This window comes from Sulfitobacter sp. 1A13353 (genome assembly GCF_043557255.1).
Lineage (GTDB): Bacteria > Pseudomonadota > Alphaproteobacteria > Rhodobacterales > Rhodobacteraceae > Sulfitobacter > Sulfitobacter faviae.
Map to the genome: position 1 here is coordinate 29,200 of NZ_JBIFFS010000009.1, position 19,269 is coordinate 48,468.

The 19,269-nt window shown below is 64.2% G+C and carries 18 protein-coding genes; 9 read left to right on the forward strand and 9 right to left on the reverse strand.

The window, feature by feature from the left end:
• The first annotated feature begins 2 nt into the window (after window positions 1–2).
• The 3 genes from ACGYLO_RS19380 to ACGYLO_RS19390 all read left to right on the forward strand — a co-directional run bounded on the left by ACGYLO_RS19380 (window position 3) and on the right by ACGYLO_RS19390 (window position 3,498).
• Window positions 3–1,337 carry a lactate racemase domain-containing protein gene (locus ACGYLO_RS19380; RefSeq protein ID WP_271690340.1) on the forward strand — a complete coding sequence of 445 codons (1,335 nt, stop codon included), beginning with the start codon at window positions 3–5 and terminating at the stop codon, window positions 1,335–1,337.
• Window positions 1,337–2,518, forward strand: a complete 1,182-nt coding sequence (locus ACGYLO_RS19385) for a LarC family nickel insertion protein (RefSeq protein ID WP_271690185.1) — start codon at window positions 1,337–1,339, stop codon at window positions 2,516–2,518. The genes ACGYLO_RS19380 and ACGYLO_RS19385 overlap by 1 nt, the downstream gene beginning before the upstream one ends.
• A gap of 71 nt (window positions 2,519–2,589) precedes the next feature.
• Window positions 2,590–3,498 (forward strand): LysR family transcriptional regulator, encoded by a 909-nt coding sequence (locus ACGYLO_RS19390; protein WP_276154487.1) that lies wholly within the window; start codon window positions 2,590–2,592, stop codon window positions 3,496–3,498.
• Here the strand turns inward: ACGYLO_RS19390 and ACGYLO_RS19395 are convergent, their stop codons facing one another.
• Window positions 3,499–4,224, reverse strand: coding sequence for an SDR family NAD(P)-dependent oxidoreductase (locus tag ACGYLO_RS19395; RefSeq protein ID WP_271690187.1), 726 nt, complete (start codon window positions 4,222–4,224; stop codon window positions 3,499–3,501).
• A gap of 87 nt (window positions 4,225–4,311) precedes the next feature.
• Here ACGYLO_RS19395 and ACGYLO_RS19400 point away from each other — a divergent pair, with 87 nt between their 5' ends.
• The 3 genes from ACGYLO_RS19400 to ACGYLO_RS19410 are packed head-to-tail and all read left to right on the forward strand — an operon-like array spanning window position 4,312 to window position 6,224.
• The gene (locus tag ACGYLO_RS19400; RefSeq protein ID WP_271690188.1) at window positions 4,312–5,175 is read left to right on the forward strand and encodes a 3-hydroxyacyl-CoA dehydrogenase NAD-binding domain-containing protein; all 864 of its coding nucleotides are present in this window, start codon (window positions 4,312–4,314) and stop codon (window positions 5,173–5,175) included.
• A gap of 24 nt (window positions 5,176–5,199) precedes the next feature.
• Window positions 5,200–6,027 (forward strand): 3-keto-5-aminohexanoate cleavage protein, encoded by an 828-nt coding sequence (locus tag ACGYLO_RS19405; RefSeq protein ID WP_271690189.1) that lies wholly within the window; start codon window positions 5,200–5,202, stop codon window positions 6,025–6,027.
• 38 nt (window positions 6,028–6,065) lie between these two features.
• A complete protein-coding gene (locus ACGYLO_RS19410) occupies window positions 6,066–6,224 on the forward strand; it encodes a peptidase M23 (RefSeq protein ID WP_073037890.1) in 159 nt (52 codons plus the stop codon).
• 14 nt (window positions 6,225–6,238) lie between these two features.
• Here ACGYLO_RS19410 and ACGYLO_RS19415 read toward each other — a convergent pair whose 3' ends face one another.
• Both ACGYLO_RS19415 and ACGYLO_RS19420 read right to left on the reverse strand, forming a co-directional pair.
• A complete protein-coding gene (locus tag ACGYLO_RS19415; RefSeq protein WP_394377239.1) occupies window positions 6,239–6,817 on the reverse strand; it encodes a DUF1190 domain-containing protein in 579 nt (192 codons plus the stop codon).
• Between the two features lie 39 nt (window positions 6,818–6,856).
• Entirely contained in the window at window positions 6,857–8,083 is a 1,227-nt protein-coding gene (locus ACGYLO_RS19420; protein WP_271690191.1) for a glutathionylspermidine synthase family protein, read from the reverse strand.
• A gap of 245 nt (window positions 8,084–8,328) precedes the next feature.
• Here ACGYLO_RS19420 and ACGYLO_RS19425 point away from each other — a divergent pair, with 245 nt between their 5' ends.
• The 3 genes from ACGYLO_RS19425 to ACGYLO_RS19435 are packed head-to-tail and all read left to right on the forward strand — an operon-like array spanning window position 8,329 to window position 12,004.
• Complete coding sequence (locus ACGYLO_RS19425) at window positions 8,329–8,835, forward strand: 2Fe-2S iron-sulfur cluster-binding protein (RefSeq protein WP_271690192.1); 507 nt, start codon at window positions 8,329–8,331, stop codon at window positions 8,833–8,835.
• Entirely contained in the window at window positions 8,832–9,818 is a 987-nt protein-coding gene (locus ACGYLO_RS19430; protein WP_271690193.1) for a xanthine dehydrogenase family protein subunit M, read from the forward strand. Before ACGYLO_RS19425 ends, ACGYLO_RS19430 begins: the two co-directional genes overlap by 4 nt.
• The gene (locus ACGYLO_RS19435) at window positions 9,815–12,004 is read left to right on the forward strand and encodes a xanthine dehydrogenase family protein molybdopterin-binding subunit (RefSeq protein ID WP_276154478.1); all 2,190 of its coding nucleotides are present in this window, start codon (window positions 9,815–9,817) and stop codon (window positions 12,002–12,004) included. Before ACGYLO_RS19430 ends, ACGYLO_RS19435 begins: the two co-directional genes overlap by 4 nt.
• A gap of 56 nt (window positions 12,005–12,060) precedes the next feature.
• Here ACGYLO_RS19435 and xylB read toward each other — a convergent pair whose 3' ends face one another.
• The 6 genes from xylB to ACGYLO_RS19465 form a co-directional block, all read right to left on the reverse strand.
• Window positions 12,061–13,506 carry a xylulokinase gene (xylB, locus tag ACGYLO_RS19440; RefSeq protein WP_394377240.1) on the reverse strand — a complete coding sequence of 482 codons (1,446 nt, stop codon included), beginning with the start codon at window positions 13,504–13,506 and terminating at the stop codon, window positions 12,061–12,063.
• Window positions 13,507–13,568: 62 nt separating this feature from the next.
• Window positions 13,569–14,516, reverse strand: a complete 948-nt coding sequence (locus ACGYLO_RS19445) for an ABC transporter substrate-binding protein (RefSeq protein ID WP_209219132.1) — start codon at window positions 14,514–14,516, stop codon at window positions 13,569–13,571.
• A gap of 33 nt (window positions 14,517–14,549) precedes the next feature.
• Window positions 14,550–15,548 (reverse strand): ABC transporter permease, encoded by a 999-nt coding sequence (locus ACGYLO_RS19450; protein ID WP_067263827.1) that lies wholly within the window; start codon window positions 15,546–15,548, stop codon window positions 14,550–14,552.
• Window positions 15,549–15,559: 11 nt separating this feature from the next.
• The gene (locus ACGYLO_RS19455) at window positions 15,560–17,077 is read right to left on the reverse strand and encodes a sugar ABC transporter ATP-binding protein (protein WP_271690196.1); all 1,518 of its coding nucleotides are present in this window, start codon (window positions 17,075–17,077) and stop codon (window positions 15,560–15,562) included.
• Window positions 17,074–18,210, reverse strand: a complete 1,137-nt coding sequence (locus ACGYLO_RS19460) for a Gfo/Idh/MocA family protein (protein WP_271690197.1) — start codon at window positions 18,208–18,210, stop codon at window positions 17,074–17,076. The genes ACGYLO_RS19455 and ACGYLO_RS19460 overlap by 4 nt, the downstream gene beginning before the upstream one ends.
• A complete protein-coding gene (locus ACGYLO_RS19465) occupies window positions 18,210–19,265 on the reverse strand; it encodes a sugar phosphate isomerase/epimerase (RefSeq protein ID WP_271690198.1) in 1,056 nt (351 codons plus the stop codon). Before ACGYLO_RS19465 ends, ACGYLO_RS19460 begins: the two co-directional genes overlap by 1 nt.
• Between the last annotated feature and the right edge of the window lie 4 nt (window positions 19,266–19,269).

Here is a 19,269-nt window from a genome sequence, read left to right on the forward strand (position 1 = left end):
AGATGTCGAAGGGGACAGCGCAGATGAAACCGAACTATGTGAAACTGGTCGAGGATACGCCGCTGCCGCGCATGGCGCTTTGCCGTCAGACCTTTGCCGCAACCCAGATCGACGACCCGCGCGCCGCCGTGGCAGAGGCGATGCAGGCCGATTGCGCGGGCAAGATCAAGCCGGGCATGTCCATCGCCATCACCGCAGGCAGCCGCGGGCTGGCGAAGCTGCCGGAACTGCTGGCCGCCATCGTGGCCGAGGTCCGCGCGCGCGGGGCGCATCCCTTTGTTGTGCCTGCCATGGGCAGCCATGGTGGGGCAACGGCAGAGGGGCAAACGGCGCTTTTGGCTAAACTGGGCGCCACCGAGGAAAGCCTCGGTTGCGAAATCCGCTCTTCGATGGAAACCGATGAGATCGGCGTCCTCGACAACGGCATGTCGGTGCGGATGGACCGCCATGCCAATGCCGCCGATGGGATTATCCTGTTCAACCGGATCAAGCCGCATACTTCTTTCCGCGCGCCGAACGAAAGCGGGCTGGCCAAGATGCTTTCGATCGGGTTGGGCAAGCAATCGGGGGCCGAAACCTGCCATTCGCGGGGCATCGATAACGTCGGCATCTTCGTGGCCAAGATGGCGCGGATGAAGTTGGAGCGTTGCAAGGTGCTTTTCGGCATCGGCACGATTGAGAATGCCTATGACGGGCTGGCGCAGGTCGTGGCGCTTGACAGCGACGGGATGCTGGAGGCCGAAGCGCCCTATCTGCAAGAGGCGATGCGCAACATGCCCCGCCTGCCGCTGGGGCCGCTGGATGCGCCTTCGGCCTCGGGCGATCTGGACGTGCTGGTGGTGGATGAGATCGGCAAAGAGTTCTCTGGCACCGGGATGGACCCCAATATCACCCATCGGTTTTCGAGCGAGAAGATGCAGGTCCATCTGCATATCTCCCGGCTGGTGGCGCTTGGCCTTTCGCCGCGCAGCAACGGCAACGGCAATGGCGCGGCGCGGGCGGATGTGATCACGCAGCGGTTGGAGCAGGATTTTGACCGCGAGGCGGTCTATGCCAATGCCATCACCTCGCAGGTGCTAAAACAGTCGAAAATCCCGATGGTCATGCCCTGCGACCGCACCGCGATCCAGACGGCGGTCAAGACCTGCGGGGCCGAGGATATCACCAAGGTCCGGCTGCTGCGCATCCCCAACACGTTGAAGCTTGAGTATCTCTATGCCTCCGAGGCGATGCTGCCGGAACTGCGCGACCGCCCGGGGCTTGAGGTGGTGGGCGATCTGCAAGAGATGCAGTTTGACGCAGGTCTGCTGCGCAACCCATGGCCGGAGGGGCATTGATGCGGGGCCAAGGGCTGCACCTACACCTCGACCCCGTTGGCGGAGCGGCGGGGGATATGTTCATCGCAGCGATGCTGCATGCCTTCCCCGATCTGGCCGAGCGCGCAATGGCCGATGTCGCCGCCGTGCTCCCCGCTGAGGTGGGATATGCAGAACTGAGCGAACATGTCGCCTCGGGCATCACGTCGCGACGGTTTGAGCTGGTGCTGACAGCGCCCGACGCCGGCAGGCGGCACGGTGCCGAGACGACCTATCGCGCCATGCGCAACTTGCTAGAGAACGCAGCGCTGTCCGAGGGCACGGCGGAGGCCGCCTGCGCGATCCTTCACCGGATTGCCGAGGCCGAAGCGCAGGTGCATGATATCCCCATCGACCGGGTGCATTTTCACGAGATCGCGGATTGGGACGCGCTGATGGATGTCACCGCCGCGGGCAGCATCTGCGCCGCGCTGGCGGGGGCGACCGTCTCGCTCGCGCCGCTGCCTCTTGGCGGGGGGCTGGTCGAGACGGCGCATGGCAAACTGCCGGTGCCCGCGCCCGCCACGGCGCTGATCTTGCAGGGCTATGATTGGCATGACGACGGGGTGCCGGGCGAGCGGGTGACACCCACCGGGGCCGCGATCCTTGCCCATCTCACCGGCGGCAGCCCCATTGCCAGCCGTCCACCCGGGCGGCTGCGCTGTACCGGATCGGGCGCGGGGATGCGGGTGATGAAAGGCCTGCCGAATATCCTGCGGGTCAGCGTTTTTGACACCGCCACGGCGGGCATCGCGCAGGACAGTCTTGTGCAATTCGCCTGCGATATCGACGACATGACGGGCGAAGAACTGGGCGCGGCGGTGGATCGGTTGCGCGAGATGGAGGGCGTGGTCGATCTCATGATGTTCAGCGGGCAGGGCAAGAAATCCCGCCCCGTCACGCGGCTTGAGTTGCTGGTGCAGCCGCAAGAGGCTGAGGCGGTCGCCGCGCGGGTCTTCGATCTGACTTCGACCCTCGGCCTCCGCCGCAGTCTTGTCGACCGGCTGATCCTCCCACGGGAAAGCGATGACAGCGGCCCGCTTCGGCGCAAGCGTGCACGGCGCCCCGGTGGGCATGAGACCATTAAGGTCGAAAGCGACGATCTGGCTGAGGCCGAGACCCTGCACGCCCGCCGCAGCCGCGCCCGCGCGGCGGAGGTGTAGGGGCCAGTGATCTAACTTGCTTATCACCGGCCCGCGTGTGAAAACCCTTTGACGTCAGTTCAGGGGGCCGCATGGAAACGCCACTCACCGCCACGTTGCGCCAGTATGAGGTCTTCGTCGCCATCGCGGAAACGCTGCATTTCGGTCAAGCGGCTGCCGCGCTCGGCGTGGCGCAACCGGCGCTGACGCAGCAGCTGAAACATCTCGAAACCGCCTTTGGCGGTGAGCTTCTCTTTGACCGCAACCGCCGCCGGGTGATGCTGACCGACTTCGGCAAGTCGCTGCTGCCCGAGGCCCGCGCGCTGCTGCAACAGGCCCGGCGGGTCGAGGCATTGGCCGAAGCGGCGCGCAGCGGTCAGCGCGGGCGGATCGAATTGGCCTATGTCGGCTCGGCCTCCTACGCGGGAATCCTCGGACGGCTCCTGCGCGAGTTGCGCGCGGGCGCGGCAGAGGTGGATCTGATCCTGCGCGAGTTGGACATGGACCTGCAAATCGCCGAGATCGTGGCGGGCAGGCTCGACGCGGGTTTCGTGCGCCTGCCGCTTTCCGGCGTGCCAGAGGATTTGGCCACCCGCACGGTTCATACCGAGGATATCTTGCTGGCTGTGCCGCCCGATCACCGCCTTGCCGAGGTGCCTTCCGTTGCCATGGCGGCGCTGCGCGAGGAGAGTTTCATCTTCAGCCACCTTGGCCCCGACATGGGCTTTGCCGCCTGCGCCTATCAACTCTGCGCCGATGCCGGTTTCGCCCCCAGCGTGGCCCATCGCGCGCCGCAGTTCACCGCCATCGTAAACTTCGTCTCGGCGGGTCTCGGGGTGGCTTTCGTCCCCGCCTCTGCCGCGCGGATGAAGGATGCAGGCGTGTCCTTCCTGCCGATCCGCGACGCCAAGGTGCAAAGCCGGATCGGGCTGGCCTATCTGCGCAATGCGCGCAATCCGGTTCTGCGCCGGCTGCTTGAGGCCCTAGAACCCGAAGGCTGATTACCCGACCGCCGTGCCACCACAGACAAAGACCGTCTGCCCAGTGATAAAGCCACTGCGCGGATCGGCAAAGAAGGACACCGCCTGCGCCACGTCTTCAGGTGTTCCCATCCGGCCCATCGGCACCGCATCGACAATGGCGCGGGTTTCCGGCGCGTCTTCCGGGTTGTTCTCCCAAAAGGCGGTGGTGGCGATGGGGCCGGGGGCGACGCAGTTCACGGTGATCCCGTCGCGCGCCAGTTCCAGCGCCCAAGTCCGCGCCATCGACTGGATCGCACCCTTGCTTGCGGAATAGAGCGTGCGGTCGATCTTGCCCTTGGTCACGCGGCTGGTGTTCATCACGATCCGCCCAGCCCCCGCCGCGCGCATTCCCGGCACGACCAGTTTCGCCGCCAGAATGCTGGGGCGCAGGTTCAGATGCATGATGGGGTCGAAATCGTCGAGGTCGACGGTGTCGAAGGATGCGGGCTTCACGATACCGACGTTATTGACCAGACAGGTCACCGGCCCCTGCGCGAGGATGCGTTGGAGGGCAGCCGTGGTCGCCGCGATGTCCGTCAGATCCACCCGCTGCGCATCCGCCCGAAGCGCGGGGTCTTCGGGGGCTTCGATATCCAGCACGAAGACACGCCAGCCGTCCTCACGCAGCCTGCGCGCGATGCCGAGGCCGATGTTGCGCGCCCCGCCGGTGACGAGCGCATGGCGCGGAGAGGGGTCTTGGGTCACGGGGCGGCATCCTTTTTCCTATTTGCTATTTACTTATCACTACGCTCTGGTGATAAGTAAACAACTGATATCCGGGAGGGGGATCACATGGCCAAAGGCATCATCATCGTGGGGGCGGGCACGATGGGCCAATCCATCGGCAGGCTCTTTGCCCAGCACGGCTGGAGGGTTCAAGCGGTCGACCCGACCGAGGCCGCGCGGGAGGCATTTTTGGCCACGGTGCCGGGGGCGACCGCCTACGCTGCCTTGGAGGAGGCAGGGCATGCCGATCTCGCGCTGGAATGCGTGCCGGAAGACCTCGCGCTGAAACGCCGTGTGCTCGCTGCTTTGGAGGGGGCCGTGCCGGAGGGCGCGCCGATCTTGTCCAACACCTCTGGCCTGAGATTGGAAGAGATGACGGCGGATATGGCTCGGCCCGAACGCGCCGTGATCACGCATTTCTTCAACCCCGGCGATGTGATCCCCGCCGTCGAAGTCGTCGCAGCTGAAGACGCGCCCGAAGGGCTTTGTGCCGAGGTCATGACCCTGCTGCGCGGGTTGGAGCGGCGTCCCGTGCGGCTGGATCACGCGCCGCCCGGTTTCGTGGCCAATCGCATTCAGCATGCCATCATGCGCGAATGCCTGCATTTGGTGGACCAAGGGGTCGCCAGCCCGGCGGAGATCGACGAGATCGTGCAATGGTCGGTGGGCGTGCGCATGGCGCTTTCCGGCCCGTTCCGCCAGCGCGATCTGAACGGGCTGGGCACCCATCTGAGCATCGCCGAATACCTCTACCCGGACCTTTGCGACCGGCACGACCCTTCGCCCAGCCTCACCGCATTGGTCGAGCGGGGGCAGCTTGGCAAGCGCAGCGGCAAGGGGTTCTACGACTGGCCCGAGGGGGAGAGCTCAGGCCCGACGGAGGAAGCCCTCCGCCGTGTCATCGCCCTCGCCCGCGACAGCGCCGATTGATTTTCCAGAAAGCCGAGGACACCCATGACCGATACTCCTGCCATCATCTGCGTGGCCATCACCGGATCGCTGCCGACCAAGGCCGACAACCCGGCGGTGCCGATCGACATTAGCGAGCAGATCGAAAGCACCCATGCCGCCTTTGAGGCCGGGGCGACGATCTGCCATGCCCATGTGCGCACCGCCGATGGCACCCCCACGGCGGACCCCGACCGTTTTGCGCGGTTGCAAGAGGGGCTGCGGGAACATTGCCCCGGCATGATCGTGCAATTCTCGACCGGTGGGCGTTCGGGCGCGGGCAAGAACCGGGGCGGGATGCTGCCGCTGCGGCCCGACATGGCCTCGCTTTCGGTGGGGTCGAACAACTTTCCCAACCGCGTCTATGAGAACCCGCCCGAGCTTGTCGACTGGCTGGCGGAAGAGATGATGACCTATAGCGTGCTGCCCGAGATCGAAGTCTTTGACCTCAGCCACATCCTACAGGCCAAGGCGATGGCGAAGGCGGGCAAGATCCCGGCCCGGCCCTATATCCAATTCGTCATGGGCGTGAAAAACGCCATGCCAGCGGATCGGGAGGTTTTTGATTTCTATATCAAAACCGTCAAACGGCTCTTCGGCGATATCCCGTGGTGCGCCGCCGGGATCGGGCGGCATCAGGCCGAGTTGAACGCATGGTGCGCCGCCGCGGGGGGCCATCTGCGCACGGGGCTGGAGGACAACATCCGGCTGGACAAACAGACCCTCGCCCCCTCCAATGCCGCCCTCGTGACCCGCGCGGCCGAGATCTGCGCAGAGGCCGGTCGCCCCGTCGCCACCGCGCAGCAGGCGCGTGAGATTCTGGGGCTGGCCTGAGGCCGCCCGGTCCACCGTGATAGATCAAGGAGATTGAGATGAAGAAACTGACATTCGCCCTCGCCACCTTTGCCGCACCGTTGGCGGCGCATGAGGGCGCGCATGTGCATCCCCATGGCAACGATCCCTTCTGGGCGGTGGCGATGCTGTCGCTGGCGATCGTGATCCTTGCCGCAGCGGTGCTGCGCCGCAAGTAGGGCGTCAGCGCCGATCAGCCACCAAAGCCGCGCGATCCGCCCGCCCGGCCAAAGCCGCCGCGCGATGCGGCGGTGGCGCGGGTCATCGGGGTTTTGCCGATGGTGGTGCTGGGCCGGGTGAATTGCGAGGTGCTGAGCTTGGCCGCGCCGCGATTGGTCGAATAGGTGCTTGAGCGTGCCGCGTTGGTAAAGCGGCCATCCTTCGTCTTGTACAGTGGCTGCGCCGCCGCCATGCCCGCGCGGTTGCTCATCATATTGCCGATCAGATAGCCCGCCAGCAGGGGCATGAATATGCCGCCCGATCCGCCTTGGGTCGCTGCCTCTTCCGAGCGGCAGGCGCCTTCGCCATGCTGCTCTTCGCAGACCTCAAGGCTGTCGTAGCGCGGGGCGGATTCCACATGGAGGGTTTGCGCCGCGTCAAAGGCGGTTTCGCATTCCTGTTCGCTGTACATCCCGCCACGTTCGGCATCGGCAAGACAGCTTTGCAGGTCGGGAAAGGCGGCGGCGTCGACCTTTTCCTCCTCACAGCCAGCAAGGGTGAAGGCGGCGGCGCCGACAATGGCGATGGAAACCCGTTTCGAGCGTTTGGTCATAATGGTCGTCTTTCTGCCAAGGGGCGGCGGAGCGGTGGGCTATGCCACAATGTAGTGCGGTTTGAAGCGTGACAAATCCTGCGTGATGCGCGAGCGATCTTCGCGGATGCCGATGCCGGCGCAACTCTCGCCCACGATCCACGAGCCGATCACCGGGCGGAAACCGTCGAATGTGGGCAGCGGGGCATAGGCCTGCAGGATGCGCGGATGCTCGGCGTAATCAGAGTTTTGCGACTGTTCGATCACCTTACCGGACTGGTGGATCGTGACCGAGGCCCCCTCGCGCGAAAGGATCGGCTTGCGGACATGCGCCTCGGCCAGTTCCGCCGCGGCACGGTCAAAGGCGTCGGCGCAGGCGGGGGCGGCGGGGCCGCGCCCGGCGAGCGCATCGGCCACATCAGCCTCGAAAAACGCGGGCAGCAGATTGGGGTGGCCTTCGAACATCTGCCACAGCACCGGCAGAAGGCCCTTGTTGGACAAAAGCGCTTTCCACGCAGGCTCCAGAAACAGACAGCCCGAGCCTTGGATATGGGCGGCGTAGTCGTCGCGCAGCAGGTCTTCCCATGGGTAGAGTTTGAACAGGACGGCAATGCGGCGGTCTTGATCATCAAGGAAATGGCCATCGTCGCTTAGCCCGATCTTGTCGAGATCGCAGTAATGCGCGCCCAGCCCCGCTTCGCGTGCGGCCCAGCCCATGGCTTCGACGGTGCCGTAGTCTTCGGGGTTGTCGGCCACGGCGGTGAAATGCAGATCGCTGTCCTGCTCGAAGACATCGCCAAAGCGGGCGACCAGCGCCTCATGAATGCCGTTGAACTGATCCGTGCCCTCGGGCAATGCGCCCGCTTTCAAGTGGTCCTCAAGCCACTGCCACTGAAAGGCCGCGCTTTCGTAAAGCGAGGTCGGTGTATCTGCGTTATATTCCAACAGTTTCGCCGGGTTTGTGCCGTCATAGGCCAGATCGAAACGGCCATAGATCTCAGGATCGCCCCGGCGCCAGCTGTCGGCCACAAGGTCGCGGTGGGCATCTGGAATGGCGAGCCGGGTCATCAACTCTTCGCTGGCGATGATCTCGGCCACGGCCTCGCGGCACATGGCGTGAAGCTCGGTCGAAGGGTCTTCGATGTCATTCTCGATCTGGGTGAGGGTGAAGGCATAGGCCGAGGTTTCGTCCCAATAGGGTTCGCCATGCATATCGGCAAAGGTAAAGCCCACCTCTTGCGCATGGGCGCACCAGTCCGGTCTTTCGGGCAGTGTGATCTTTTGCAACGGTTCGCTCCCCCGGTTTCGCCCTCGCTTCTAATCGGCTTTGCGCCAAGCGGCCAGAGGGGGCGGCGGTTGGACGCGGCTGCGCAGTCAAAAGCCTCGTAATCATGGTTATGTTGCTAATGTGCGCTGCCCCAGCTCCACCAGCCACACCCGCTTGCCGCTCATCCACGCCGCCCTACGTCCCGAGGCAGCCGATAGCCGGAGGGGGCCGCTCCTCCGCCCCCATTTAGCCAAAGGAAATTGCCGTGGAAACGAATCTGACCATCAATGGCACGAAGCAGCGGCTGGATCTCGATCCCCGCACGACGCTGCTGGATGCGCTGCGCCACCATCTTGGACTGACCGGCAGCAAGAAGGGCTGCGATCACGGGCAATGCGGCGCCTGCACGGTCATGGTGAATGGCCGCCGGATCAACGCCTGCCTGACATTGGCCTGTATGCATGACGGTGATGAGGTGACCACCATCGAAGGCATCGGAGCGCCCGGCAACCTCAGCCCGCTGCAAGAAGCCTTTGTCAGCGAAGACGGGTTCCAATGCGGCTATTGCACGCCGGGGCAAATCTGCTCGGCCACCGCGATGCTGGAAGAGATCGCAGAGGGCTGGCCCAGCCATGTGACCGATGACCTGAGCGGCAAGCCCGCGCTGACGACGGAAGAAATCGCGGAACGGATGAGTGGCAATCTCTGCCGGTGTTCGGCCTATCCCAACATCGTCGAGGCGATCCGAAAAGCGGCGGGAGAAAGCGCATGAGACCATTCGACTATACCCGCGCCGAAAACACAGAGGCCGCCGCGCGGCAAGCAGCCAGCGGTGGTACCTTCATCGCCGGGGGCACCAACCTTCTCGATCTGATGAAGCTGGAGGTCATGACCCCCGAGGCGCTGATCGACATCAACCGGCTCGACCTTGGCGAGATCGAAGAGACCGAAGACGGCGGGCTGCGCATCGGGGCCTTGGTGACCAACAGCGATCTGGCCAATGACGCCCGCCTGCGCAAGGGCTGGCCGGTGCTGAGCCGTGCGTTGCTGGCCGGGGCCAGCGGGCAGTTGCGCAACAAGGCGACGACTGGCGGCAACCTGCTGCAACGCACGCGCTGCCTGTATTTCTACGACCGCGCCATGCCCTGCAACAAACGCGAGCCGGGCACGGGCTGTTCGGCGAAGGAGGGGTTTAACCGCATCCTCGCCGTCTTGGGCACCTCGGAGCATTGCATCGCCACCCATCCCAGCGACATGGCCGTGGCCATGCGGGCGCTCGGGGCCGAGGTGGAGACGCTGAAAGAAGACGGCAGCACACGTCGGCTGACGCTGGATGAACTTTACCTGCTGCCCGGAGAGCGGCCAGACCAAGAAACCGTTCTTGAGCCGGGCGAATTGATCACCGCCGTGGTGCTGCCTGCGCCGGTAACGGGCAACCAGACCTATCGCAAGGTGCGGGACCGGGCTTCTTATGCCTTTGCCCTCGTCTCGGTCGCCGGGATTGTCGAGATGGAGGGCGGGCGGATCACCCGTGCCGATCTGGCCTTTGGCGGGCTGGCGCCGAAACCTTGGCGCAATGGGGAGGTGGAGGATCTGCTGACCGGCAACGTGCCTTCGGAAGACCTTTTCAACAAAGCCGCCGATCTGCTGCTGGCCGAGGCCAAAGGCTATGGCGCGAATGATTTCAAAATCCCCCTCGCCCGCCGCACGCTGGTGTCGGTGCTGAACGAACTTACCGCGGAGGCCCAGCAATGACCGAGCAATTCAAGATGGACGCGCCTGCGACCGCCCGCAGGCTGGACGATATGGCGCAGGGGCTTGTCGGCGCGCCGCTGGACCGCCCCGAGGGGCCGCTGAAGGTGAGCGGCACGGCGACCTATGCCAATGAATGGCAGGTTGAGGGCATGGTGCATGGCGTCATGGTCCGCGCGCCGGGCAATAGCGGCCGGGTGGTCTTGGCCAACCGCGACGCGGTGGCGCAGATGCCGGGGGTATTGGCCGTGATCCAAGACCCGCGCCTGCTGCGCAACCCCGCGCAAGGCACAGCGAACCAAGCGCCAATTCAAGGGCCGGAACAGGCCGCCTATCTCGGCCAGTTGATCGCAGTGGTCGTCGCCGAGGAATTCGAACAGGCCCGCCATGCGGCGCAATCGCTGAAGGTGGAGCTGGAGAATGGCGAGGTCATGCCGGTCGATCCCGCAACGGCGGCGGTTGAACCGCAAGAGGCGAAAACGCTGGATCAGGGCGATCTGGAGGGCGCTATGGCTCAGGCTGCTTTCTCAGTCGATGTAACCTATACCACCCCGTCGCATTCCAGCACCCCAATGGAGCCGCATGCCTCCATCGCCTCATGGGACGGGGAAGACCTGACCCTGCGCGGCAGCTATCAGATGCTGAAATACAACCGCAATGAGCTGTCCGATGCCTTGGGCATCCACCCTGACCGGCTGCGCATCCTGTCGCCCTATGTCGGCGGCGGCTTCGGGTCAAAACTCGGCATCGCGCCCGAGGCGGTCGCGGCGGCGATTGCCGCGAAAGAGGTGGGCCGCCCGGTCTCTGTCGCGCTGCACCGCCAGCAGGTCTATGAGGCGACGATGCGCCGGTCCGAGACCACGCAGCAGGTGCGCCTTGCCGCCGATGCCGAAGGTCGGCTGACCGGTCTGGGCCATGATGCGCGGGTGTCCAACCTGCCCGGAGAGAGCTTTGCCGAGCCGGTTTTGCAAGCCTCGCATTTCCTCTATGCCGGGGCGAATCGCAAGATGTCGATGGATTTGGCGCGGGTGCACCGGCTTTGCGCAGGCTCCGTCCGCGCACCGGGCGAGGCGGTGGGCGTCACCGTTTTCGAAGGCGCGATGGATGAACTGGCCGATAAGATCGGCATGGACCCTGTCGAACTGCGCCGCCGCAACATCCCCGAGAAAGACCCCGAAAGCGGCAAGGAATTCTCCTCCCGCCGTTTCCGAGAGGCGCTCGACAGCGGGGCCGAGACATTCGGCTGGGCCGACCGCCCCGGCGTCAAGGAGCGGCGCGAGGGGGAATGGCTGATCGGCTATGGCATGGCCTCTGCCGCACGGGTGAACGTGTTGATGGAGAGCCAAGCCCGCGTGACGCTGATGCCCGATGGCCGCCTGCGGGTCGAAACGGATATGACCGATATCGGCACCGGCACCTATGCGATCTTGGGCCAAATTGCAGGCGATATGATGGGTCTGCCGCGCGATGCGGTCGACGTGGTCTTGGGCGATACCACCCTGCCCCCGGCATCTGGTTCCGGCGGGTCGTGGGGCGCGTCGTCGAGCGGCACCTCAGTCTATCTGGCCTGCGAGGCGATCCGCAAACAGCTCGCCGCGCGGCTGGAGGTGGAGGAAGGCGACCTCACGCTAAAAGACGGGATGGCAACCTTTGACAACCAGACCCGCAGCCTGAGCGATATCCTGAACGGGGATGAGATTGCCAAAGTGGGTCACGTCCAGCCCGGCGATACTTCTGAGGCAGTGCGGCAGGCCACCTTCGGGGCCTATTTCGCCGAGGTCGCGGTGCATGCCGCTTCGGGCGAGACGCGGGTGCGGCGGATGCATGGCACCTTTGCTGCCGGGCGGATCCTGAACGCCAAGACGGCGCGGTCGCAATGTCTGGGGGGCATGACCTTTGGCATCGGCATCGCACTGACCGAGGAGCTGGCCTTTGACCCGCGCGACGGCCATGTGGTCAACCACAACCTCGCGGAATACCACATCCCGGTGAACGCGGATGTGCCGCAGCTGACCGTCGATCTGCTGGAAGAGCGGGACGATTGGGCCAACCCGCTACAGGCCAAAGGGATCGGCGAATTGGGCATCTGCGGCGCGGCGGCAGCGATCACCAATGCGATCTACAACGCCACCGGCGTGCGGGTGCGCGACTATCCCGCCACTTTGGACAAGGTGATTGCCGGGATGTGATGAGGGGGGGGCGGCGTGATGGCCGCCCCACTTTTTGCCTGCTTTACGCTTGATACCTACCGCGTCAGCCGCTGCTCCCAAGCCGCCCGGAAGTCGGCATAGCGGTCCGCATAGGCTGACGTGAGCGCGGGGTTGGGCGCGATGCTTTTGCGTATCTTCGGGGGGCGGATCACCTCGGCCTCCGCCGCCCCGCCACAGCCCAGCGTCGCCAGCCGCGCCGCACCGAGCGCCGCGCCCTGCGCACCGCTTTCTGGCACATCGAGGGTCAGCCCGGTGATGTTGGCGATTATTTGCAACCATGTCTCTGACTGGCTGCCGCCGCCCGCCACGCAGACCCGTTCGGGCAAGGAACCACAGTGGTCGAGGGCGCGACAGCAGTCGGTAAAGGCAAAGCCCACCCCCTCCATCACCGCTTGAACCATGTCGGGCAACCCATGCGCGCGGCGTAGCCCGTGGAAGGCTCCGGCGGCATCGGGGGCGTTATGCGGCGTCCGCTCGCCCGAGAGGTAAGGTAGGAAGGTGATCGCAGAGGGCTCGCTAACCGCATTGACCATCCCCGCCAAAGCCGCCGGGCTTTGCCCCGTGATCTGGCCCAGCCATGCCAAAGCGTCGGTTGCCGATAGGATGACCCCCATCTGGTGCCAGGTTTTCGGCACCGCGTGGCAGAAACTATGCACGGCGCTTTCGGTGTTGCTGGCGAAACGGTCGGTCACGGTGAATAGCACGCCAGAGGTGCCGAGCGACAGAAACCCCTGCCCCGGCTGCACCAGCCCCAGCCCCGCGGCGGTGGCGGCATTGTCCCCCGCGCCGCCCGCGACGGTGACGTTGCCGACACCCCACTGAGCGGCAAGCTCGGCCCGAAGCCCGCCCGCCCGTGCGCTGCCTTCGACCAATCGCGGCATGTGATCGCGGCTAAGCTCCGTGGCGGCGAGCAGTTCATCCGACCAATCGCGCTTTTCCACATCAAGCCAGAGCGTCCCCGCCGCGTCGGACATTTCCGAGACATGCTCCCCCGTCAGCCAAAGACCGACATAGTCCTTGGGCAGCAGGACCTTGCAGACCTGCGCGAAAATCTCGGGCTCATGCTTTTGCACCCATCGCAGCTTGGGCGCGGTGAAGCCTGCCATGACGATATTGCCGCCCAGCCCGCGAAAATCGGCGCGCTCTTCCAGTTCCGCGCATTCGGCATGGGCGCGGCCATCGTTCCACAGGATCGCCGGGCGCAGGGGCTGATCGTTGGCATCCAGCAGCGTGGCGCCGTGCATCTGGCCCGAGACGGCAATGCCGCGCAGCGCCGCGAATGCCTCCGGGGCCGCGGCGCGGACCTCGGCGATGGCACTCTCGCAGGCGGTGATCCATGAATGGGGGTCTTGCTCGCTCCACATCGGGTGCGGGCGCTGAACCTCCAATGGGGCATGACCCTCGGCCAAGGGCCGTTGGCCTTCGTCAATCAAAAGCGCTTTGACGCCCGAGGTGCCAAGGTCCAAGCCGAGATAGGTCATGCGGTACTCGTTACTTCAGAAATGAGAGGGAGCCACCGGCAGGCTGCCGGTGGCCTTGGCCATTAGAACGGGCTGTCGGGATAGTAGAAATCCATCGCGTTCTCTTGCGTCACCAACACCGAGCCGATCACGAAAGTGCCCGAGACCGGCGCGTTGGAGGTGAGGCCCACGGCGGTCAGCTCAATCGCGGTGGCGATCATCGACGGCGGGTAGGTCACATTGGCCGGGATCATCTCATCGCCATCGGCGGTGCGCTTGATCATCTCTTTCATACCAGCCCCGCCGAGCACGAATTTCACGTCGTCACGCCCTGCCGCTTCGATCGCGGCCAGCACGCCAATCGCCATATCGTCGTCCGAGGCCCAGACCGCGTCGATATTGGGGTATTTCGACAGGAAATCCTGCATCACGGTGAAGCTGTCGTCGCGGTTCCAGTTGCCATGCTCCATGTCGAGCACATTGATGCCGGAGCCTTCGATCGCCGCGTTGAACCCCTCGACACGCTCGTTGTCGATGGTGGTGGGGATGCCGCGCAGCACGACGATGTCGCCGCCATCTGGCATTTGCTGGGCCATGAATTCACCCGACACTTTGCCAAAGCCGCTGTTGTCGCCCGCAACGTAAAGGTCTTGGATGCCTTCCACGGAGAGGCCACGGTCCACCACGGTAACCCATGCACCGCTGTCGGCCACGGCTTGCACCGGCGGGGTCAGCGGGTCGGATTCAAAGGGCAGCACCACCAGCGCGTCGATGTTGCGCGTGGCGACCATGTCTTCGATGTCGTTCACCTGTTTGCCGGGGTCCGACGCGGTGGCGAGGACGAAGTCGAGATCGGAATAGACCTCTTCCAGACGTTCGACGGTTTCCTTGGCGTGGAAGTTCATGCCCCCCGCCCAGCCGTGGGTCGCCGCCGGGATCGACACGCCGATGACTTTGGTGTCTTGGGCAAAGGCGGCGGTGCCAACAGCCGTGGCCAGCGCGGTGGCAATAAATGTTTTGGTAAATGTCATATTTGCTCCTCCCATGAAGCGTTCAACTACGGCTTAAAGGGCCGTCTTCCTTTCGCGCTGTAGGATCACAGCGAGAATGATGATAATCCCTTGGATCGCGCCGTTGAGATAGGGCGACACGAAATCGGTGAGGTTGAGGATATTGCCGATCAGGCTGAGGATCAGCACGCCGATGACGGTGCCCCAGACCCGACCGAAACCGCCCTTGAGCACGGTGCCGCCAATGATCACGGCGGCAATCGCCTCCAACTCCCACAGCACCCCGGTGGAGGCCGAGGCAGAGCCGAGGCGCGGCACATACATGATCGTCGCGATGCCCACCAAGATGCCCAAGGCGGCATAGGAGATCAGACGGGTGCGATTGACGTTCACATTAGAATAATGCGCCACATGTTCGTTCGAGCCGGTGGCGGCGCAGTGGCGGCCATAGACGCTGCGCGACATGATGATCTCACCAATAATGACCACCAGTGCGAAGACGATGATCGGCCAGCTGATCCCGAGGATGCCGTCGAAATAGACGGGCCGGTAAAAACTGCGCAGGCCGAAATCGAGCGACAGGGTGCCGCCATCCGCCAGCCACGTCACCAGCGAGCGGTAAATGCCCATGGAGCCGAGCGTGACGATGAAGGCCTCAATACCGAGGGCGGTGATCAAAAAGCCGTTCAACAGCCCCGCGAGCAGCCCTGCGACGATGGCCGTGAACATGCCCAATAGGATGATCGGCACGCCGACACCGAGGCTCGGCAAGGCGGCGTTCATCACCAAGATCATCAGCCCCGCGATAAAGGCCGCCATCGACCCCACCGACAGGTCGAGCCCGCCCGCGGTGATGACAAAGGTCATGCCCACCGCAATGATCCCGATAAAGGCCGAGCGGGCGAGGACGTTGGTGATATTCGCCGCACTCAGGAAGTTGGAATTCAGCGCCGTGCCGATCAGCAGCAGAACGATCAGCGCGATGATCGGCCCGAGGACAGACATCGACGGCATCCGGAAGCTTTTGGTTTGAGGTGTGGTTACATCTGTCATCTTCGGTTTCCTTAGGCCGTCATCGGCATTTGTTCGGCGCTCAGCCCCATGGAGAGGCGGACAATCGCGTCTTCCGTGATCTCGCCTGCGTTCAGTGTGCCGCTGACCTCGCCCAAACGCATGACCATCACGCGGTCGGCAAGACCGATGAGTTCGGGCATCTCGGAGGTGATCACGATAATGGCGTGGCCCTGATCGGCCAATTTGCGCAGGAAGGCATAGATTTGCTGCTTGGTGCCGATGTCGATGCCGCGGGTGGGTTCATCGACGATCAGGATGCGCGGCTCGGAGAGCATGATCTTGGCCAGCAACAGCTTTTGCTGGTTGCCGCCTGACATATTGCCGACGCGCACATCACGGCTGCCCGCGCGAATGTCGAACTCGCCAATGGCCTCGGTCAGTGCGGTTTCCTCTGCGTTGCGGTCGATCAGGAAGCCGCCGAACTTATGGAGGTTCTGCAGGGTCAGGTTCTCACGCATGCCGCGTTCCAGCAGCAGACCGCGCAGCTTGCGGTCTTCGGTCAGATAGCACAGCCCGGCCTGTTGCGCGTCGCTTGGCCGCTTGAACTGTACCGGCTCCCCAAAAAGGGTGACACGCTCGGCGCTTGCCGGGCGCAGCGCGGCCAGGCCTTCCATCACCTCGGTCCGGCCAGAGCCGATGAGCCCGCCCAGCCCGAGGATCTCCCCCTGTCGCAGCGAGAAGGACACATTGCTGGCAAAGCCCGGCACGCTGAGGTTTTCGACCGAGAGCACCTCTGGCGCGTCCTCCTCCACGCCGGGTTTGGCGGGGTAGAGGTCGGAGACATCGCGGCCCACCATGGCGGTGGCCATTTCGTCTTCGGTGATCTCAGAGGTCGGGCTGGATTGCACCACCGCGCCATCGCGCATGATCGTGACATGGTCCGAGATCTCGGCCACTTCGTCCAATTTATGGGAGGTGAACAAGACCGCCGTTCCCGCCGCGCGCAGGGCCGCGACCTGTTTGAACAGCACATCGGTCTCGCGTTTGGTCAACACCGCCGTCGGCTCGTCCATGATCAGCACCCGCGCATCGCGCGACAGGGCCTTGGCGATCTCGACCATCTGTTTGTCGGAATTCGACAGGCGCGAGACCAGCGCATCCGGAGAGACGTTGCAGGCCACCCGATCAAGATAGTCCCGCGTGCGCCGCCGCATCTCGGCCTTGTCGAGCAGCGGCCCGCGTTTCAACTCGCGGCCCAGAAAGATGTTCTGCTCAACAGTCAACTGCTCCGCCAAGTTGAACTCTTGGTGGATCATCACGATCCCGGCCATCTCGCCCTCGTGCAGACTGTCGAAACGGACCGCTGCACCATCGAGTTCGACAGCGCCTTTGGAGGGCAGTTGATAGCCCGCCATGATCTTCATCGTCGTCGATTTGCCCGCCCCGTTCTCACCGATCAGCGCATGAACGGTCCCCGGCTCTAGCGCGAGGGTCACGCCGTGCAGCACTTCGATCGAGCCGAAGCTCTTGCTCACGTCGCGCAGGGCAAGAACGGGGGTGGCACTCATAGCTTGGTCCACGCCGCATCATTGGCCGAGGAGGTGACGCAGGCGTTGATGAAACGCATCCCCGCCATGCCCGCCGTGATGTCCGGCAGCACGCCCATGGCGCTTTCGCGGCTCGCCCCGCCCTGCACCGCGCGGATCGCATCGGCGGCCTCGTTATAGATCGTGGCGAACCCTTCGAGGTACCCTTCGGGGTGGCCGCCGGGAATGCGGCTTACCGATTGCGACGCCTCAGACGCCCCTGCCCCGTTGCGGGTGATCAGGCGCTTCGGCTCTCCCAAAGGCGTGAACCACAGGTAGTTAGGATCCTCTTGCGACCATTCCAAACCACCCTTGTCGCCATAGATACGCAGTTTCAGCGCGTTCTCATTGCCCGGGGCCACTTGGCTTGACCACAGCATGCCGCGCGCGCCACCGGCGAAGCGCAGCATCATATGGGCGTTGTCATCCAGCTGGCGCCCCGCGCCCCAGCTTTGCAGATCGGCGGCAAGGCTTTCGACCTCCAGACCGCTGACAAAACAGGCAAGGTTATGGGCATGGGTGCCGATATCCCCCACCGAGCCGCCCGCGCCCGAGCGTGCGGGATCGGTGCGCCATTCGGCCTGTTTGACGCCTTCGTTCTCCATCGGCGCGGTCAGCCAGTCCTGCGGGTATTCCGCCTGAACGATGCGGATCTCGCCCAGATCGCCCGCCGCCACCATGGCCCGCGCTTGGCGGATCATCGGATAGCCGGTGTAATTATGGGTAAGGATGAACAGCGCCTCGGCCTCCGCGACGCTGGCCGCCAACGCCTCCGCATCCTCGAGCGTGGAGGTCAGGGGCTTGTCGCAGATCACATGGATGCCCTTGGCCAGAAAGGCCTTGGCGGCAGCGGCATGGACGTGGTTGGGCGTGACGATCGAAACCGCCTCAATCCCGTCATCGCGGGCGGCTTCGGCCTCGGCCATCTCTTCGAAACTGCCGTAGGAGCGGGGGATCCCCAAAGCCTCTGCACTGGCGGCGGATTTCTCGGGCGTCGAAGACAGCGCGCCTGCCACCAGATCGAACCGGTCGTCGATACGCGAAGCGATGCGGTGCACCCCGCCAATAAAGGCGTCATTGCCGCCGCCCACCATGCCAAGTCGAATACGTGGCATCAGTCGATCCCCAGCATTTTGCGGTTTGCGGCCTCATCGGTGCCGCCATCGGCGAAGTCATCAAAGGCTTTGTCGGTCACGCGAATGATGTGATCTGAGACGAATTGCGCCCCCTCACGCGCCCCGTCTTCGGGATGTTTCAGGCAACATTCCCATTCCACCACGGCCCAGCCATCGAAATCATTCGCCGCCATTTTGGAAAAGACAGCGCCGAAATCAACCTGCCCGTCGCCCAGCGACCGGAACCGCCCGGCGCGGTCCGTCCAGCTTTGATAGCCCGAATAGACCCCCTGACGGCCCGTCGGATTGAACTCGGCATCCTTGACGTGGAACATCTTGATCCGGTCTTTGTAGATGTCGATGTTATCAATGTAATCAAGACATTGCAGGACGTAGTGGCTGGGGTCATAGAGCATGTTGGCGCGCGCGTGATTGCCGGTGCGTTCCAAGAACATTTCATAGGTGATGCCGTCATGCAGGTCTTCGCCGGGGTGGATCTCATAGCAGACATCGACACCGCAATCCTCGGCGTGGTTCAAGATCGGCAGCCAACGCGCGGCGAGTTCGTCAAAGGCCGTCTCAATCAGCCCGGCAGGCCGCTGCGGCCAAGGGTAGACATAGGGCCAAGCCAAAGCGCCCGAGAAGGTCGCATGCGCCCCGATCCCCATGTTCTTGGACGCCGAAAGCGCCAGTTTCACCTGCTCGACCGCCCATTCCTGCCGCGCCTTGGGATTGCCGCGCACTTCTTCGACGGCGAAGCCGTCAAAGGCAGTGTCATAGGCCGGATGCACGGCGACCAACTGGCCCTGAAGGTGGGTCGAAAGCTCGGTCACCGCCACGCCGTTTTCGACCGCCTTGCCCTTGAACTCATCGCAGTAATCCTTGCTCGACGCGGCCTTGGCCAAGTCGATCAGCCGCGCGTCCCAACTGGGCACCTGCACGCCTTTGTAGCCACAATCGGCAGCCCATTTGGTGATGCTGTCCCAAGAGTTGAAGGGCGCGTCATCGCCCGCGAATTGCGCCAGAAACAGCGCCGGTCCCTTGATCGTCTTCATAATG

Excerpts from the sequence above, each read along its gene's own strand:
- ACGYLO_RS19460 (WP_271690197.1), bottom strand. The coding sequence starts at position 18,210 with ATGCCACGTATTCGACTTGGCATGGTGGGCGGCGGCAATGACGCCTTT.
- ACGYLO_RS19400 (WP_271690188.1), top strand. The coding sequence starts at position 4,312 with ATGGCCAAAGGCATCATCATCGTGGGGGCGGGCACGATGGGCCAATCC.
- ACGYLO_RS19390 (WP_276154487.1), top strand. The coding sequence starts at position 2,590 with ATGGAAACGCCACTCACCGCCACGTTGCGCCAGTATGAGGTCTTCGTC.
- ACGYLO_RS19450 (WP_067263827.1), bottom strand. The coding sequence starts at position 15,548 with ATGACAGATGTAACCACACCTCAAACCAAAAGCTTCCGGATGCCGTCG.
- ACGYLO_RS19405 (WP_271690189.1), top strand. The coding sequence starts at position 5,200 with ATGACCGATACTCCTGCCATCATCTGCGTGGCCATCACCGGATCGCTG.
- ACGYLO_RS19435 (WP_276154478.1), top strand. The coding sequence starts at position 9,815 with ATGACCGAGCAATTCAAGATGGACGCGCCTGCGACCGCCCGCAGGCTG.
- ACGYLO_RS19465 (WP_271690198.1), bottom strand. The coding sequence starts at position 19,265 with ATGAAGACGATCAAGGGACCGGCGCTGTTTCTGGCGCAATTCGCGGGC.
- ACGYLO_RS19410 (WP_073037890.1), top strand. The coding sequence starts at position 6,066 with ATGAAGAAACTGACATTCGCCCTCGCCACCTTTGCCGCACCGTTGGCG.
- ACGYLO_RS19455 (WP_271690196.1), bottom strand. The coding sequence starts at position 17,077 with ATGAGTGCCACCCCCGTTCTTGCCCTGCGCGACGTGAGCAAGAGCTTC.
- ACGYLO_RS19385 (WP_271690185.1), top strand. The coding sequence starts at position 1,337 with ATGCGGGGCCAAGGGCTGCACCTACACCTCGACCCCGTTGGCGGAGCG.
- ACGYLO_RS19415 (WP_394377239.1), bottom strand. The coding sequence starts at position 6,817 with ATGACCAAACGCTCGAAACGGGTTTCCATCGCCATTGTCGGCGCCGCC.
- ACGYLO_RS19380 (WP_271690340.1), top strand. The coding sequence starts at position 3 with ATGTCGAAGGGGACAGCGCAGATGAAACCGAACTATGTGAAACTGGTC.
- ACGYLO_RS19445 (WP_209219132.1), bottom strand. The coding sequence starts at position 14,516 with ATGACATTTACCAAAACATTTATTGCCACCGCGCTGGCCACGGCTGTT.
- ACGYLO_RS19430 (WP_271690193.1), top strand. The coding sequence starts at position 8,832 with ATGAGACCATTCGACTATACCCGCGCCGAAAACACAGAGGCCGCCGCG.
- xylB (WP_394377240.1), bottom strand. The coding sequence starts at position 13,506 with ATGACCTATCTCGGCTTGGACCTTGGCACCTCGGGCGTCAAAGCGCTT.